The sequence below is a fragment of the Mycobacterium sp. 4D054 genome, from assembly GCF_052245755.1.
Classification (GTDB): Bacteria; Actinomycetota; Actinomycetes; order Mycobacteriales; family Mycobacteriaceae; genus Mycobacterium.
Genome location: NZ_JBQQCF010000001.1, coordinates 155,064 through 170,084 on the forward strand (window position 1 = coordinate 155,064; position 15,021 = coordinate 170,084).

Annotated in this window: 14 protein-coding genes; 10 read left to right on the forward strand and 4 right to left on the reverse strand. The window is 67.3% G+C overall.

The features are described 5' to 3' along the window. Positions 1-8: 8 nt before the first annotated feature. The gene (gene acnA, locus ACTWP6_RS00705; protein ID WP_443186569.1) at positions 9-2,831 is read right to left on the reverse strand and encodes an aconitate hydratase AcnA; all 2,823 of its coding nucleotides are present in this window, start codon (positions 2,829-2,831) and stop codon (positions 9-11) included. A gap of 205 nt (positions 2,832-3,036) precedes the next feature. On the opposite strand from acnA, the gene ACTWP6_RS00710 reads away from it, so the two are divergent. From ACTWP6_RS00710 to ACTWP6_RS00750, 9 genes are all read left to right on the forward strand, one after another. Then, a complete protein-coding gene (locus tag ACTWP6_RS00710) occupies positions 3,037-3,624 on the forward strand; it encodes an Rv1476 family membrane protein (RefSeq protein WP_443186570.1) in 588 nt (195 codons plus the stop codon). 219 nt (positions 3,625-3,843) lie between these two features. Further along, positions 3,844-5,280, forward strand: a complete 1,437-nt coding sequence (gene ripA / locus ACTWP6_RS00715) for an NlpC/P60 family peptidoglycan endopeptidase RipA (protein WP_443186571.1) — start codon at positions 3,844-3,846, stop codon at positions 5,278-5,280. After that, positions 5,280-5,960 (forward strand): NlpC/P60 family peptidoglycan endopeptidase RipB, encoded by a 681-nt coding sequence (gene ripB / locus ACTWP6_RS00720; protein WP_260758093.1) that lies wholly within the window; start codon positions 5,280-5,282, stop codon positions 5,958-5,960. Before ripA ends, ripB begins: the two co-directional genes overlap by 1 nt. 154 nt (positions 5,961-6,114) lie before the next feature. Further along, positions 6,115-7,272 (forward strand): chaperone MoxR1, encoded by a 1,158-nt coding sequence (moxR1, locus tag ACTWP6_RS00725; protein ID WP_443186572.1) that lies wholly within the window; start codon positions 6,115-6,117, stop codon positions 7,270-7,272. Positions 7,273-7,312: 40 nt separating this feature from the next. Further along, the gene (locus ACTWP6_RS00730) at positions 7,313-8,221 is read left to right on the forward strand and encodes a DUF58 domain-containing protein (RefSeq protein ID WP_260758094.1); all 909 of its coding nucleotides are present in this window, start codon (positions 7,313-7,315) and stop codon (positions 8,219-8,221) included. 56 nt (positions 8,222-8,277) lie between these two features. Beyond that, entirely contained in the window at positions 8,278-9,285 is a 1,008-nt protein-coding gene (locus ACTWP6_RS00735; protein ID WP_260752213.1) for a VWA domain-containing protein, read from the forward strand. A gap of 47 nt (positions 9,286-9,332) precedes the next feature. Further along, positions 9,333-10,100: a 3-oxoacyl-ACP reductase FabG1 gene (fabG1, locus tag ACTWP6_RS00740; RefSeq protein WP_443186573.1), complete on the forward strand. Its 768-nt coding sequence runs from the start codon at positions 9,333-9,335 to the stop codon at positions 10,098-10,100. Between the two features lie 69 nt (positions 10,101-10,169). Further along, a complete protein-coding gene (gene inhA, locus ACTWP6_RS00745; protein ID WP_260752216.1) occupies positions 10,170-10,979 on the forward strand; it encodes an NADH-dependent enoyl-ACP reductase InhA in 810 nt (269 codons plus the stop codon). A 6-nt stretch (positions 10,980-10,985) separates the two neighbouring features. Further along, on the forward strand, positions 10,986-12,005 hold the full coding sequence (locus tag ACTWP6_RS00750; RefSeq protein ID WP_260752218.1) for a ferrochelatase: 1,020 nt from the start codon (positions 10,986-10,988) through the stop codon (positions 12,003-12,005). 21 nt (positions 12,006-12,026) lie between these two features. Here ACTWP6_RS00750 and cynS read toward each other — a convergent pair whose 3' ends face one another. The 3 genes from cynS to ACTWP6_RS00765 all read right to left on the reverse strand — a co-directional run bounded on the left by cynS (position 12,027) and on the right by ACTWP6_RS00765 (position 14,522). Next, positions 12,027-12,494 carry a cyanase gene (cynS, locus tag ACTWP6_RS00755; RefSeq protein ID WP_443186574.1) on the reverse strand — a complete coding sequence of 156 codons (468 nt, stop codon included), beginning with the start codon at positions 12,492-12,494 and terminating at the stop codon, positions 12,027-12,029. After that, positions 12,491-13,345 (reverse strand): formate/nitrite transporter family protein, encoded by an 855-nt coding sequence (locus ACTWP6_RS00760; RefSeq protein ID WP_260752220.1) that lies wholly within the window; start codon positions 13,343-13,345, stop codon positions 12,491-12,493. Before ACTWP6_RS00760 ends, cynS begins: the two co-directional genes overlap by 4 nt. A gap of 313 nt (positions 13,346-13,658) precedes the next feature. After that, a complete protein-coding gene (locus ACTWP6_RS00765) occupies positions 13,659-14,522 on the reverse strand; it encodes a hypothetical protein (RefSeq protein ID WP_260752221.1) in 864 nt (287 codons plus the stop codon). 60 nt (positions 14,523-14,582) lie between these two features. Between ACTWP6_RS00765 and ACTWP6_RS00770 the strand changes: the two genes are divergently transcribed. Beyond that, positions 14,583-15,017 (forward strand): NfeD family protein, encoded by a 435-nt coding sequence (locus tag ACTWP6_RS00770; protein ID WP_260752222.1) that lies wholly within the window; start codon positions 14,583-14,585, stop codon positions 15,015-15,017. The last annotated feature ends 4 nt before the right edge of the window (positions 15,018-15,021 follow it).

Sequence of the window (15,021 nt, forward strand, 5' to 3'; positions counted from 1 at the left end):
TCAGATGCTCAGGCCTTCAGCATGTTCCGCAGCACGTACTGCAGGATGCCGCCGTTGCGGTAGTAGTCCGCCTCACCGGGGGTGTCGATCCGCACCACCGCGTCGAATTCCACCGTCTCGCCGCCGTCCTTGCTGGCCTTCACGTGCACCGTCTTCGGCGTCTTGCCCTCGTTGAGGGCCTCGATGCCGGTGATGTCGAAGGTCTCGGTGCCATCGAGTTTCAGCGACGCCGCCGACTCCCCTTCGGGGAACTGCAGCGGGATGACGCCCATGCCGATCAGGTTGGACCGGTGGATCCGCTCGAACGACTCGGTGATGACTGCCCGCACGCCCAGGAGGCTGGTGCCCTTCGCCGCCCAGTCGCGCGACGAGCCCGAGCCGTACTCCTTGCCGCCGAGCACCACCAACGGGATGTTGTTCGCGGCGTAGTTCTGCGCGGCGTCGTAGATGAACGCCTGCTCGCCGCCCTTGGTGAAGTCGCGGGTGTAGCCGCCTGAGACGTCGTCGAGCAACTGGTTGCGCAGCCGGATGTTGGCGAAGGTGCCGCGGATCATCACCTCGTGGTTGCCGCGTCGCGAGCCGTAGGAGTTGTAGTCCTTCTTGTCGACGCCGTGCTCGTCGAGGTACTGGGCCGCCGGAGTGCCCGGCTTGATGCTGCCAGCGGGGGAGATGTGGTCGGTGGTCACCGAATCACCCAGCAGGGCAAGCACTCTGGCGCCCTTGATGTCGGTCACCGGTTCCGGCTCGGCGGGCATACCGTCGAAGTACGGTGGCTTGCGGACATATGTCGAGTCCTCGTCCCACTCGAAGGTGTTGCCGCTCGGCGTCGGCAGGTTGCGCCACCGCTCGTCGCCCTTGAACACGTCGGCGTAGTTCTTCCGGAACATCTCGGTGTTGATGGCCGAGGCGATGGTGTCGTCGATGTCCTTCTGCGACGGCCAGATGTCCTTGAGGAACACGTCGTTGCCGGCCTCGTCCTTGCCGAGCGGCTCGGTTTCGAAGTCGAAGTCCATGGTCCCGGCCAGCGCATAGGCGATCACCAGCGGCGGGGACGCCAGGTAGTTCATCTTGACGTCCGGGTTGATGCGGCCCTCGAAGTTGCGGTTACCCGACAGCACCGCCGTCACCGAGAGGTCGGCGTCGTTGATCGCCTTGCTGATGTCCTCGGGCAGCGGGCCGGAGTTGCCGATGCAGGTCGTGCAGCCGTAGCCGACGAGGTAGAAGCCGAGCTTCTCCAGATACGGCCACAGGCCGGCCTTTTCGTAGTAGTCGGTCACGACCTGCGAACCCGGCGCCATCGTGGTCTTCACCCACGGCTTGGACGTCAGCCCTTTCTCGACCGCGTTGCGGGCCAGCAGGGCGGCACCCAGCATCACCTCGGGGTTGGAGGTGTTGGTGCACGACGTGATCGCCGCGATCACCACCGCGCCGTGATCGATGATGCAGTCGCCGCGCTCGGAGTTCTTGATCTCCACCGGTTTGCTCGGCCTGCCGTTCGAGCCGACCGCCGCGGACGGGATGACGCTGTCCTCGTCGGCGAACGACAGCGCGACCGGGTCGCTGGCCGGGAACGACTCGTCGACGGCCACATCGACCTTGGTGTATTCGACGGGCATGTGCTCCTCGACGTAGTTGTGAATGTCCTTGCGGAACGCGGCCTTCGCGTCAGACAGCGGGATGCGGTCCTGCGGACGCTTCGGCCCCGCGATCGATGCGACCACGTCGCCGAGGTCGAGCTCGATGTACTCAGAGAACTTGGGCTCGCGCTGCGGATCGTGCCACATGCCCTGCTCCTTGGCGTAGGCCTCGACCAGCGCGAGCTGCTGTTCGCTGCGCCCGGTCATCCGCAGGTAGTCGATGGTGACTTCGTCGATCGGGAAAATGGCTGCAGTGGAACCGAATTCGGGGCTCATGTTGCCGAGCGTGGCGCGGTTGGCCAGCGGCACCTCGGCGACGCCCTCGCCGTAGAACTCGACGAACTTGCCGACCACGCCGTGCTTGCGCAGCATCTCGGTCACGGTCAGCACCACGTCGGTGGCGGTTACCCCGGGACGGCGCTCACCGGTGATCTTGAACCCGACGACACGCGGGATGAGCATCGAGACGGGCTGGCCGAGCATCGCCGCCTCCGCCTCGATGCCGCCGACGCCCCAGCCGAGGACGCCCAGGCCGTTCTCCATCGTGGTGTGGCTGTCGGTGCCGACACAGGTATCCGGGTAGGCCACTGTGTTTCCGTCAGCGTCGCCACGAGCCATCACGACGCTGGCCAGGTACTCGATGTTGACCTGGTGCACGATGCCGGTGCCGGGCGGCACGACCTTGAAGTCGTCGAACGCGCCCTGGCCCCAGCGCAGGAACTGGTAGCGCTCACCATTGCGCTCGTACTCGATCTCGACGTTGCGCTCGAACGCGTCGGGGCGGCCGAACAGGTCGGCGATCACCGAGTGGTCGATGACGAGGTCGGCGGGGGCCAGCGGGTTGACCTTCTGCGGGTCGCCGCCGAGCTCGCCGACCGCCTCGCGCATGGTGGCCAGGTCGACGATGCACGGGACGCCGGTGAAGTCCTGCATGATCACGCGGGCGGGGGTGAACTGGATCTCGATGCTCGGATCGGCCTGCGGATCCCAGTTCGCGATCGCCTCGATGTGATCCTTGGTGATGTTGGAGCCGTCCTCGGTGCGCAGCAGGTTCTCCGCGAGCACCTTGAGGCTGTAGGGAAGTTTCTCGGTACCGGGGACCGCGTCCAGGCGGTAGATCTCGTAGCTGTTGTCTCCGACCTTCAGCGTGTCCTTCGCCCCGAACGAGTTCAGGGATGAATTCTTGCTGCTCACATCAACTCCCGGATTTCGACCATCGCCGCGACGGGCTGTGTCGGCGGCGTTTGTAACCTTAACAGTACGCTTGTCCTATAAGTAACCCCAGGTCGGCACCCAGTCTCGTCCTCGGTCCAGCGTGCTGCCACCCGTGCCGGGTACCCAGAATGTCGCGCCCGTGTCGTGTGCGCGGCGCCTCGGCGGTCGGCTACGGTTGCTGCCTGTGACCGGACCGCTCTTCGTGCCGTTCCTGCCGACCTACATCCCGCCGGAGTTGTGTCAGACCGTGGGCATCGACCCGGCCTCACCCGGCGCGCCCGACGTGTGCATGGACGTGGTGGGTGCCGACGTCGCCGAAGCGGGCGTCAGCGCCCGGGGGCTGGATCCGGCGCAGGTGTCGCAACTGCAAGAGGTGGTCGCCGACGCCGGGAATCAGGGCATCGATCTGAAGATCGTGGTGATCGGGGCAAATCCGCCGATCCACACCCCGCTGCGCGACATCGCGACCGAGGTCGGCGCGGACAACCCCGGCGCCACCGTGCTGGTGCTGAGCCCGTCGTTCGCCGGCACCTACAGTCCTGAGTTCGACCGGGTGACCCTCGAGGCCGGCGAGGATCTGGCCAAGACGGGTAATCCGGTGCAGTCATCGAAGAATTTCGTGGGGGAGTTGACGGAGTCTCACTTTCCGTGGACGCCATTCACGATTGTCCTTGTTTTAGCGGTCACTTTGGCCGTGGTGGGCATCCGATTCCTGCAGAAATGGGGCAAACGTGCCTCTGATTCAGATATGCCTGCCGCCAGCTCTGAATGACGCTGCGCTGCGGCGTCAGCAAATTCAATGATTACCGTTTGATAACGCCGATTGCAATTACATTGTTGTAATTTGTGGCTAAAGTTTCCTTAGCGTCAGATGTGACGTACGGTGCAATCGGTGCCTGATGTTGCGGTTGTTCCTCATGTGACTTCTGTTCTCTAGGCGCCCGGACCTGTGCCGACACGTAAGCGTGGAGCCTGAGGAGACTTGAGCCGAATGAGACGCACCCCCGGCAGCGCCTCCGCCTCGCGGCTGTGCGCGGCGTCGCTCGCCATGGGAATGGTGATCACGCTGCCCAACCTCGCGCCGCAGTTGGCGCTCGCGCAGCCCGCCCAGCAGAGCGGCCTGGCCCGGCTGGTGACCGACGTCGCGAACGTCAACCAGAAACTCCAGGACCTCGGCGCGCAGATCCAGATGCAACAGGAGAGCGTCAACAAGGCGATCCTGGACGTGCAGACCGCCCGGGAGAAGGCCGAGTCCGCGCGGCTGGAGATCGACGCCAGTGCGCAACGCGTCAAGGACGCCAACGCCGCGATCGCCGCCGCGCAGGACCGGTTCGACACCTTCGCCGCGTCGATGTACGTCAGCGGGCCTTCGAGCTCGTACCTGAGCGCATCCGACCCGTCGGACATCCTGCACACCGCGGCCACCGGGCAGGCCCTGTCGATGAGCTCGCAGAAGGTCATGGCCGACCTGCAGCGGGCGCGCACCGAACAGGTCAACCGAGAGTCCGCGGCGCGGCTGGCCAAGCAGCAGGCCGACGACGCCGTCAAGGCGGCCGAGACCAGCCAGCAGGACGCCGTGGCCGCGCTGACCAACGCTCAACAGACCTTCAAGGCCCAGCAGGCCGAACTCGACCGGCTCACCGCCGAACGCGTGCAGGCCCAGGCCAAACTGCAGGAGGCCAGGACGCTGGCGGCGCCGTCCGGGACGGCGCCCTCCGCCCCGTGGGGCGGCACCCCGTCCGCCGCGCCGGTGGGTGCGGCCAAACCCGCCCCGGCCGGCGCGCACCCGGACTGGGACGTTGACCCCGCCACCGGCAACCGCGAGACCGCCTGGGACATGACCCTGCCCCAGATCCCGAGCGCATTCGTCAGCGGCGATCCGATCCAGATCATCAACGCGGTCCTGAAGATCATCACCACCTCGTTGAAGGTCACCCAAGAGCTCGGCCGCAAGTTCCTGCAGAGCATCGGCCTGCTGCCGACGCCGACGGGTATCACCAACGGGGCCATCCCGACGCTGTACGGCAGGCAGGCCACCGAGTACGTGATCAAGCGCGGCATGTCCCAGTTGGGTGTGCCGTACTCGTGGGGCGGCGGCAACGCCTCAGGCCCGAGCCGCGGAATCGACCGTGGCGCAAACACTGTCGGCTTCGACTGCTCCGGGCTGATGCTCTACATGTTCGCCGGAGTCGGCATCAAGCTCGACCACTACTCGGGTTCGCAGTACAACGCCGGCCGCAAGGTGCCGTCGTCGCAGATGCGCCGCGGCGACATGATCTTCTACGGCCCCAACGCCAGCCAGCACGTCGCCATGTACCTCGGTGACGGGCAGATGCTGGAAGCGCCGTACACCGGCTCCGTCGTCAAGATCTCGCCGGTGCGCACCAGCGGTATGACCCCGTACGTGACCCGAATGATCGAGTGGTGATCGCCCTGCGTCGCTTCGTCATCGCGTTGGCCGCTGCCGCCGCGCTGCTGGCCGGGGCCGTGGCCCCGGCCAACGCCCAACCCAGTCTGTGGGATCCGCTTCTTCCGATGCGGCCCAGCGCCGGGGCGCCAGGTGATGCTCTGGCGATTGCGAATGCGTCGCTGGCCGTCACCGCGCAGGCCACCCAGGCCACCATGGGCATGGGTCGCAAGTTCCTGCAGAGCCTCGGTCTGGTGCCCCCCGACGCGCCCAGCGTCGCACCCGGCAGCGTGCGAGGTGCCGCCGCCGTCGAGTACGTCATCAAGCGCGGCGCCTCCCAGCTCGGCACCCCCTACTCGTGGGGCGGCGGCAAGCCGACGGGCCCCAGCACCGGCGTGGAGCGCGGCGCCAACACCGTCGGGTTCGACTGCTCCGGCTTCACCCAATACTCCTTCGCCGGCGTCGGCGTGCTGATCCCGAAGTATTCGGGCGATCAGTTCAACACCGGTCGCCGCGTCCCGATCCAGCAAGCCAAGCGTGGAGACCTCTTGTTCTGGGGTCCCGGCGGCAGCCAGCACGTCGCCATCTATCTCGGCAACGGCAAGATGCTGGAGTCCGGAGGCACCGCCGACAAGGTGGTCGTCAGCTCGGTCCGGATGGCGGGCCTGCAGCCGACGGTGCAGCGCATCATCGAATCCTGAGTGTGGCCTGAGTTAAAGCTGAGCAACCCGGGCGACGTCGACGGATCTGCGCACGCCTGGAATAGTTGACGGCGAGCGCACGGCCATGACCGGCCGGTGCCGCGATGAAGCCGCGATGAACCAGCATGTACGGCGCATGTGGAAGGAATGTTTGATGACCTCACCGAGTGGACCGCCGCAGGGCGCTGGAGGATTTCCCGGACCGGCCCCGACTCAGGGCTACTCCTCCGGTGCGCACGCCGCGGGTCCGTCGTCGGGCGCGGCGCAGTCCAACGGTGGCCTGCAGAACGAGGTGCACACGCTGGAAAGGGCGATCTTCGAGGTCAAGCGCATCATTGTCGGACAGGATCAGCTCGTCGAGCGGATGCTGGTCGGCCTGCTCGCCAAGGGGCACGTCCTGCTCGAAGGTGTGCCCGGGGTGGCCAAGACGCTGGCCGTCGAGACCTTCGCCAAGGTCGTCGGCGGAACGTTCGCCCGTATCCAGTTCACCCCCGACCTGGTGCCCACCGACATCGTCGGTACCCGCATCTACCGGCAGGGCAAAGAGGAGTTCGACATCGAACTCGGCCCCGTGGTGGTCAACTTCCTGCTCGCCGACGAGATCAACCGTGCGCCGGCCAAGGTGCAGTCGGCACTGCTGGAGGTGATGGCCGAGCGCAAGATCTCCATCGGCGGCAAGACCTTCCCGCTGCCCAGCCCGTTCCTGGTGATGGCCACCCAGAACCCGATCGAGCAAGAGGGCGTCTACCAGCTTCCGGAAGCGCAGCGCGACCGCTTCCTGTTCAAGTTGAACGTCGACTATCCGTCGCCCGAGGAAGAGCGCGAGATCATCTACCGGATGGGTGTCAAGCCGCCGGAGCCCAAGGCGATCCTCAACACCGGCGATCTGCTGCGCCTCCAAGAGGTCGCTGCCAACAACTTCGTCCACCACGCGCTCGTCGACTACGTGGTCCGCATCGTCACCGCGACCCGCGAGCCCGAGAAGTTCGGCATGCCCGACGCCAAGGCGTGGATCGCCTACGGCGCCTCCCCGCGTGCTTCGCTGGGCATCATCGCGGCGTCCCGGGCGCTGGCCCTGGTGCGCGGCCGCGACTACGTGATCCCGCAGGACGTCGTGGAGATCATCCCGGACGTGCTGCGGCACCGCCTGGTGCTCACCTACGACGCGCTGGCCGACGAGATCTCCGCCGAGACGGTGGTCAACCGCATCATGCAGACGGTCGCGTTGCCACAGGTCAATGCCATTCCGCAGCAAGGTCATTCGGTGCCGCCCGTAGTGCCGGCCGCGGCCGGCGCGGCGAGCGGTCGCTGACCTGGTGACACGCTCAAGCCGGTCTGTCGACCTGCCGTCGATGCAGCGCGGGGAGATCCGGGACCCTGCGCTGACGGCGGCGCTGCGCAAGCTCGAGCTGACGGTGCGCCGCAAGCTCGACGGCGTGCTGCACGGTGACCACCTCGGGCTGCTCCCGGGCCCGGGATCCGAACCGGGGGAGTCGCGGGTCTACCAGCCCGGCGACGACGTCCGACGGATGGATTGGTCGGTGACCGCACGGACCACCCATCCGCACGTGCGGCAGATGATCGCCGACCGGGAACTGGAGACCTGGCTGGTGGTCGATGTCTCGGCCAGCCTGGACTTCGGCACGGCCAACTGCGAGAAGCGTGACCTGGCCGTCGCCGCGGCGGCGTCGATCGCGTTCCTCAACAGCGGTGGCGGCAACCGGATCGGCGCGATCATCTCCAACGGCGAGACGATGCGCCGCGTGCCCGCACTGTCGGGTCGGATGCACGAGCAGGAGTTGTTGCGGGCGATCGCCACCACGCCGCGCGCGCCGGTGGGCGTGCGCGGGGACCTGGCCGCGGCTATCGACGCGCTGCGCAGACCGGAACGGCGCCGCGGCATGGCGGTGATCATCAGCGACTTCCTCGGCCCGATCAACTGGATGCGTCCGCTGCGCGCCGTCGCCGGCCGGCACGAGGTGCTCGGTATCGAGATCCTCGACCCGCGCGACATCGAACTGCCCGACGTCGGTGATGTCGTGCTGCAGGACACCGAGACCGGCCGGACCCGCGAGTTCACCATCGACGAGCAGTTGCGCACCGACTTCGCCAAGGCCGCTGCCGCGCACCGGGCCGATGTCGCGCGCACCCTGCGCCGTTGCGACGCGCCGCTGCTGACCCTGCGCACCGACCGGGACTGGATCGCCGACGTGGTCCGCTTCGTGGCGAGTCGGCGCCGCGGCGCCCTCGCCGCGCGGTGATGAGGCCCACCATTGCTGATGACGATGACTGATAAACACGAAATGACAAGTGCCGTATGACTTTGCCGTTGCTCGGACCGATGTCGCTGTCGGGTTTCGAACACCCCTGGTTTTTTCTCTTCTTCATTGTCGTCCTCGGGCTGATCGCTCTTTACGTGATCGTGCAGCTGTCCCGCCAGAAGCGGATGCTGCGCTTTGCGAACATGGAGCTGCTGGAGAGCGTGGCCCCGAAGCGGCCCAGCCGCCTGCGCCACCTTCCCGCGGTGCTGATCTTCCTGTCGCTGGTGTCGTTCACCATCGCCATGACGGGCCCGACGCACGACGTGCGCATCCCGCGCAACCGGGCCGTGGTGATGCTCGTCGTCGACGTGTCCCAGTCGATGCGTGCCACCGACGTCGCCCCCAACCGGCTCGTCGCCGCGCAGGAGGCCGCCAAACAGTTCGCCGACCAGCTGACCCCCGGCATCAACCTCGGGTTGATCGCCTACGCTGGTACCGCGACGGTGCTGGTGTCGCCGACCACCAACCGGGAGGCGACCAAGACCGCGATCGACAAGCTGCAGCTGGCCGACCGCACCGCCACCGGCGAGGGCATCTTCACCGCACTGCAGGCCGTGGCCACCGTCGGCGCGGTCATCGGTGGCGGTGACGAACCGCCGCCGGCGCGCATCGTGTTGATGTCCGACGGCAAGGAGACCGTGCCGTCCAACCCGGACAACCCCAAGGGCGCCTACACCGCGGCGCGCACCGCCAAGGACCAGGGCGTGCCGATCTCCACGGTGTCGTTCGGCACACCCTACGGGTACGTCGAGATCAACGACCAACGCCAGCCGGTGCCCGTCGACGACGAGATGCTCAAGAAGATCGCCGACCTCTCCGGAGGGGACGCGTTCACCGCGTCCAGCCTGGAGCAGCTCAAACAGGTCTTCACCAACCTGCAGGAGCAAATCGGTTACGAGACCATCAAGGGCGACGCCAGCGTGGGCTGGTTGCGGGTCGGCTCACTGCTGCTGGCGCTGGCCGCGCTGGGAGCGCTGCTGATCAATCGGCGGCTGCCGAACTGAGTAAGGCGATTTCTTAAGAATGGTGGGCAACGGCTAAGTTGACGAACATGACTGTCGCTGAGAACCCCGCCGACACCGAAGCGCACTCCACGGGCGGCCGTCCCACGTTCGTGTCGCGTTCTGTGCTGGTGACCGGCGGTAACCGCGGCATCGGCCTGGCGATCGCCCAGCGGCTGGCCGCCGACGGCCACAAGGTCGCCGTCACCCACCGCGGATCCGGCGCGCCGGAGGGCCTGTTCGGTGTCGAGTGCGACGTCACCGACAACGACGCCGTCGACCGCGCGTTCACCGCGGTCGAGGAACACCAGGGTCCGGTCGAGGTGCTGGTGTCCAACGCCGGCATCTCCAAGGACGCGTTCCTGATGCGGATGACCGAGGCCAGGTTCACCGACGTCATCGACGCCAACCTCACCGGTGCGTTCCGGGTCACCCAGCGGGCATCGCGGACCATGCAGCGCAAGCGGTTTGGCCGGATCATCTACGTCGGGTCGGTGTCGGGCATGTGGGGCATCGGCAACCAGGCGAACTACGCGGCGTCCAAGGCCGGCCTGATCGGCATGGCGCGTTCGATCTCACGCGAGCTGTCGAAGGCCAACGTCACCGCGAACGTGGTGGCACCCGGTTACATCGACACCGAGATGACCCGCGCGCTCGACGAACGCATCCAGAAGGGCGCGCTGGATTTCATCCCGGCCAAGCGCGTCGGCACCGCCGCCGAGGTCGCCGGCGTGGTCAGCTTCCTGGCGTCTGAGGACGCGAGTTACATCGCCGGCGCGGTGATCCCCGTCGACGGCGGCATGGGAATGGGCCATTAGCGCGACCGTGACAACAGGGTCACCAGCCCCGACGGCACAGCGCATCAGAAGAGATAAGGACTTTTCACGATGACAGGGTTTCTCGAAGGCAAGCGCATCCTCGTCACGGGGATCATCACCGACTCCTCGATCGCGTTCTACATCGCCAAGGTCGCCCAGGAGGCCGGCGCCGAACTGGTGCTGACCGGCTTCGACCGGATGAAACTGATCCGTCGCATCGCCGACCGCCTGCCCAAGCCTGCGCCGCTGATCGAACTCGACGTACAGAACTCCGAGCACCTGGACACGCTCGCCGACCGGGTCACCGCCGAGATCGGCGACGGCAACAAGCTCGACGGGGTGGTGCACTCCATCGGCTTCATGCCGCAGACCGGCATGGGCATCAACCCGTTCTTCGACGCCCCCTACGAGGATGTCGCCAAGGGCATCCACATCTCGGCCTACTCGTACGCGTCGCTGGCCAAGGCGGTGCTGCCGATCATGAACTCCGGCGGCGGCATCGTGGGCATGGACTTCGACCCGACGCGCGCGATGCCTGCTTACAACTGGATGACCGTCGCCAAGAGCGCTCTGGAGTCGGTCAACCGGTTCGTCGCCCGGGAAGCCGGCAAGGTCGGTGTGCGGTCCAATCTCGTTGCTGCAGGACCGATCCGGACGCTGGCGATGAGCGCCATCGTCGGAGGTGCGCTCGGCGAGGAAGCCGGCGCCCAGATGCAGCTGCTCGAGGAGGGCTGGGATCAGCGCGCGCCGCTGGGCTGGAACATGAAGGACCCGACACCGGTGGCCAAGACGGTGTGCGCATTGCTGTCCGACTGGCTCCCGGCCACCACCGGGACGGTCATCTTCGCCGACGGCGGCGCCAGCACCCAGTTGCTGTGACATCCCGTGACGTTTGACGCCCTGCTGCTGTTGTCGTTCGGGGGACCCGAGGGCCCCGAGCAGGTGATGCCGTTCCTGGAGAACGTGACCCGCGGGCGCGGCATCCCGCGGGAGCGGCTGGAATCGGTCGCCGAGCACTACCTGCACTTCGGTGGGGTCTCGCCGATCAACGGCATCAACCGGGACCTGATCACGGCGATCGAGGCCGAACTCGCGCGGCGCGGCGTGGCACTGCCGGTCTACTTCGGTAACCGCAACTGGGAACCGTACGTCGAAGACGCTGTTGCTGCGATGCGGGACAACGGTATTCGTCGTGCTGCGGTGTTCTCGACGTCGGCGTGGGGCGGCTATTCGGGGTGTACCCAGTACCAGGAGGACATCGCCCGCGGCCGTGCCGCTGCCGGGCCCGAGGCGCCTGAGCTCGTCAAGCTGCGTCAGTACTTCGACCATCCGCTGTTGATCGAGATGTTCGCCGACTCCATCAGGGCCGCCGCGGCGACCCTGCCCGCCCAGGTGCGCGACCAGGCTCGTCTGGTGTTCACCGCGCACTCGATCCCGCTGCGGGCGGCATCGCGTTGCGGGCCCGACCTTTACGAGCGTCAGGTGGGCCACACCGCAGCGTTGGTGGCAGCCGCCGCCGGATTCCCGGAGTACGACCAGGTATGGCAGTCGCGGTCGGGTCCGCCCCAGGTGCCGTGGCTGGAGCCCGACGTCGGCGATCACCTGAAGGCGCTGGCGGCCGACGGTGTCGCGGCGGTGATCGTCTGCCCGGTCGGTTTCGTCGCCGACCACATCGAGGTGGTCTGGGACCTGGACAACGAGCTCGCCGAACAGGCCGCCGAGGCCGGCGTCGCGTTCGCGCGGGCGTCGACACCCAACGCCCAGCCCCGCTTCGCGCAACTCGTGGTCGACCTGATCGACGAAGTACGCCTTGGCCTTCCGGCGCAGAGAGTCGGTGGGGGACTGGTGCCGGGTTACGGCAGCAGCGTCAACGGCGCGCTGTGTACGCCTGACTGTTCGGCCTGAGCCGCCCCGCAGGGCAGTCTTTCATCGCCGCTCGGAGCCGTCGGTGGCTGTCCACGCGTACGGCAGGAACTTGCCGTCGAACGTGACCACCACCCGGTCACCGTCGGGATGGGTCTTGCGCTCGACCTCGACGCTGAAGTTGATCGCGCTCATGATTCCGTCGCCGAACTGCTCACCGATGAGCTCCTTGATCGCGCCGCCATAGACCTGCAGCGCCTCGTAGAACCGGTAGATGGTCGGGTCGGTCGGTACCGCGGACGGCAGCCCGCCCCGCATCGGCACCGCAGCCAGCACCGGGACTGCCGACTCGTCCAGCCCGAGGATGTCGGCGAGGAGCTTTCCGGACCGCTCCGGCACCGGGTGCTGACCCAGCAGCGCCGCGATGGTCCACACCACCGGTCTGTCGATCGCGTCGGCGAGCTGCTGCCAGGTCAGGCCCTTGGCCGCCCGGGCCGCCACGATCGCGGCGGTGACGTCATCGCGGGTCATGCGTTGGCCTTGACCGGGATGTCGAAGTCCGCTGCGCCGGCGGGCCGGTTCCATTCCCCGCCGGTGCGGGCGTGGGTGGCATACAGCGTGAGCCCGACGAACGCGAGGCCTCCCACGAGATTGCCGACGACGGTGGGGATCTCGTTCCAGATCAGGTAGTCGGCGACGGAGAAGTCGCCGCCGAGCATCAGTCCCGACGGGAAGAGGAACATGTTCACCACCGAGTGCTCGAAACCCATGTAGAAGAACAGCATGATCGGCATCCACATCGTGATGACCTTGCCGGACACCGACGTCGACATCATCGCCGCGACGACTCCGGTCGACACCATCCAGTTGCACAGCACCCCGCGTATGAACAGCGTCAGCATGCCTGCGGCACCGTGGTCGGCGTAGCCGACCGTGCGGCTGGACCCGATCTCACCGAGTCGCTGGCCGACCTCGTTGGGATCCACGGTGAATCCATAGGTCAGTGTGACGGCGATCATCACCGCGACGGTCAGGGCCCCCAGGAAGTTGCCGAGGAAGACCAGACCCCAGTTGCGCAGCATCGAGCCGACCGTGACGCCCCGCCGCTTGTCGAGCAACGCGAGCGGCACCAGCGTGAAGACCCCGGTGAGGAGGTCGAACCCCATCAGGTACAGCAGGCAGAAGCCGACCGGGAACAGCACCGCGCCGAGCAGCGCGTTGCCCGTCTGCACGGTGATGGTGACGGCGAACGCGGCGGCCAGAGCGAGAATCGCGCCGGCCATGTACGCGCGGATCACCGTGTCCCGGGTCGACATGAAGGCCTTGTTCTCGCCGGCGTCGATCATCTTGATGACGAACTGCGGCGGGTCCACGTAGGACATGACGTCGCTCTCCTTGAATTCTGTGCGGCGGCCGGCCCGCGAGGGCCGTGGCCCGGACTGCCGGTGCCCGCGTCATCGGTGACACCAGAGGCGTTTCTGCCGCGAACCAGCATCACCGGCCGCTGTGACCCCGGTGTGAACTCATTGACAGGATCGCGTCACAAAGACATCACCGTGGGGTGCGGACTGCCGTGAGGTCCGGCCGGTCGGCGCAGGTGCGCGTCGAAGGTGTCTTCCGTTCTCGCTGCAGCACAGCAGGATTGGCCAACAGGGTGGGCGCGCCGGCCCAGATGTGCGCCTGAGGGGCGGTGTGTCAGGGCCGCCAGGCGGAGTGCAGCACCGCGTCCACCGCGGCCAACCGGGCCGAGCGCACCACGGTGGCCAGCGGCCGCAGCGCGTCGCTGGCCAGCTGAACCTCGGACGAACTCTGCAGTCCGATCGGGATCAGTCCGGAACTGACGGTGATGATGGCGTCGATGTGCGCGGCGTTCTCCAGCACCCGCACCGCCCGGGTGGGGGCGTGGTCGGGGATGCGGTGCATGCGCGTGGCGTCGAGGACCTGCTCGACAAGCCGGCGCGGATCGGCGACCTCGCCGCCCGGGGCGCCGGCGCGCAGCGCGCCCAGCGCGTCGGCGGCTGAGCGCACCGCGTCACGCAACTGATACTCGGCCTCGCCGAGATCGAAATGACCCGCGGGCGGCGCCGACGAGAACGAGTACACCGTCCACGACAGCCCGCTCAGTTCCGCATCGAACTCGAAATCGTCGTCGGGATCATCGGGAAAGCTGTCCTGGTATTCGAAGTCGGGCACCAGCCCGATCGCTCCGTCGATCCCGTTGACCGTCACCGCCTCGCCGGCGGCGATGGCGTCGCGACCGAACTGCGTCCCCGGCGGCAGGCCGCGCACGTCGCCGGGAACGGGCAGCGTCAACGCGATCGTCGGTTGCGCATCGCTGCGGCCGGCGGCGGTGCGGATCGTCTGCAGCAACGACATCGAGGCGGCGTCATCGAGATCGGGCCACGACAGCCCCGTGCGTTCGGCGGCCACCGAATCGTAGGCCGTGACCGAATGCTTTGGCGTCCACTGGGATAACGCGTCAAGGACATCGTCGGGCGCCGCCGCGCCTGCCAACCAGGCGTTGGCCCATACCGAGAGTGAAACACTGGGGCACCACATGATGGCTGCAGTGTAGTTGTTAGCCGCTGATCCGGTAGGTTGCCGCGTTAGGCTGGCGTCATGCCTGTCCCGCTGATCTGGCTGATCGCAGCACTGGCGCTCGCCGGCGCCGAGGCGCTCACCGGCGACATGTTCCTGCTCATGCTCAGCGGTGGCGCTCTGGCCGCGGCCGGGTCCAGCTTCCTGCTCGACTGGCCGGTCTGGGCCGACGGCCTGGTGTTCCTGATCGTGTCGGTGCTGTTGCTGGTCGGGGTGCGCCCGGCGCTGCGTCGCCGTCTGGCGTCCGGCAAGGGTCTGCCCGAGCCGGTGAGGGCGCTGGAGGGCAAGAGCGCGCTGGTGCTCGACCGCGTCGCCCAGCACGAGGGTCAGGTGAAGCTCGAGGGCGAGGTGTGGACGGCCCGGCCGTACAACCAGGACGACGTCTACGAACCCGGCGATCACGTGACCGTCGTGCACATCGACGGCGCCACCGCAGTCGTCTCCAAGATCGTCTAGGGAA

Bases quoted from the DNA above. Each gene is read 5' to 3' on its own strand.
- ACTWP6_RS00765 (WP_260752221.1), bottom strand. From the start codon at position 14,522: ATGTGGTGCCCCAGTGTTTCACTCTCGGTATGGGCCAACGCCTGGTTG.
- inhA (WP_260752216.1), top strand. From the start codon at position 10,170: ATGACAGGGTTTCTCGAAGGCAAGCGCATCCTCGTCACGGGGATCATC.
- ACTWP6_RS00735 (WP_260752213.1), top strand. From the start codon at position 8,278: ATGACTTTGCCGTTGCTCGGACCGATGTCGCTGTCGGGTTTCGAACAC.
- ACTWP6_RS00770 (WP_260752222.1), top strand. From the start codon at position 14,583: ATGCCTGTCCCGCTGATCTGGCTGATCGCAGCACTGGCGCTCGCCGGC.
- moxR1 (WP_443186572.1), top strand. From the start codon at position 6,115: ATGACCTCACCGAGTGGACCGCCGCAGGGCGCTGGAGGATTTCCCGGA.
- cynS (WP_443186574.1), bottom strand. From the start codon at position 12,494: ATGACCCGCGATGACGTCACCGCCGCGATCGTGGCGGCCCGGGCGGCC.
- ACTWP6_RS00730 (WP_260758094.1), top strand. From the start codon at position 7,313: ATGCAGCGCGGGGAGATCCGGGACCCTGCGCTGACGGCGGCGCTGCGC.
- ripA (WP_443186571.1), top strand. From the start codon at position 3,844: ATGAGACGCACCCCCGGCAGCGCCTCCGCCTCGCGGCTGTGCGCGGCG.
- fabG1 (WP_443186573.1), top strand. From the start codon at position 9,333: ATGACTGTCGCTGAGAACCCCGCCGACACCGAAGCGCACTCCACGGGC.
- ACTWP6_RS00760 (WP_260752220.1), bottom strand. From the start codon at position 13,345: ATGTCCTACGTGGACCCGCCGCAGTTCGTCATCAAGATGATCGACGCC.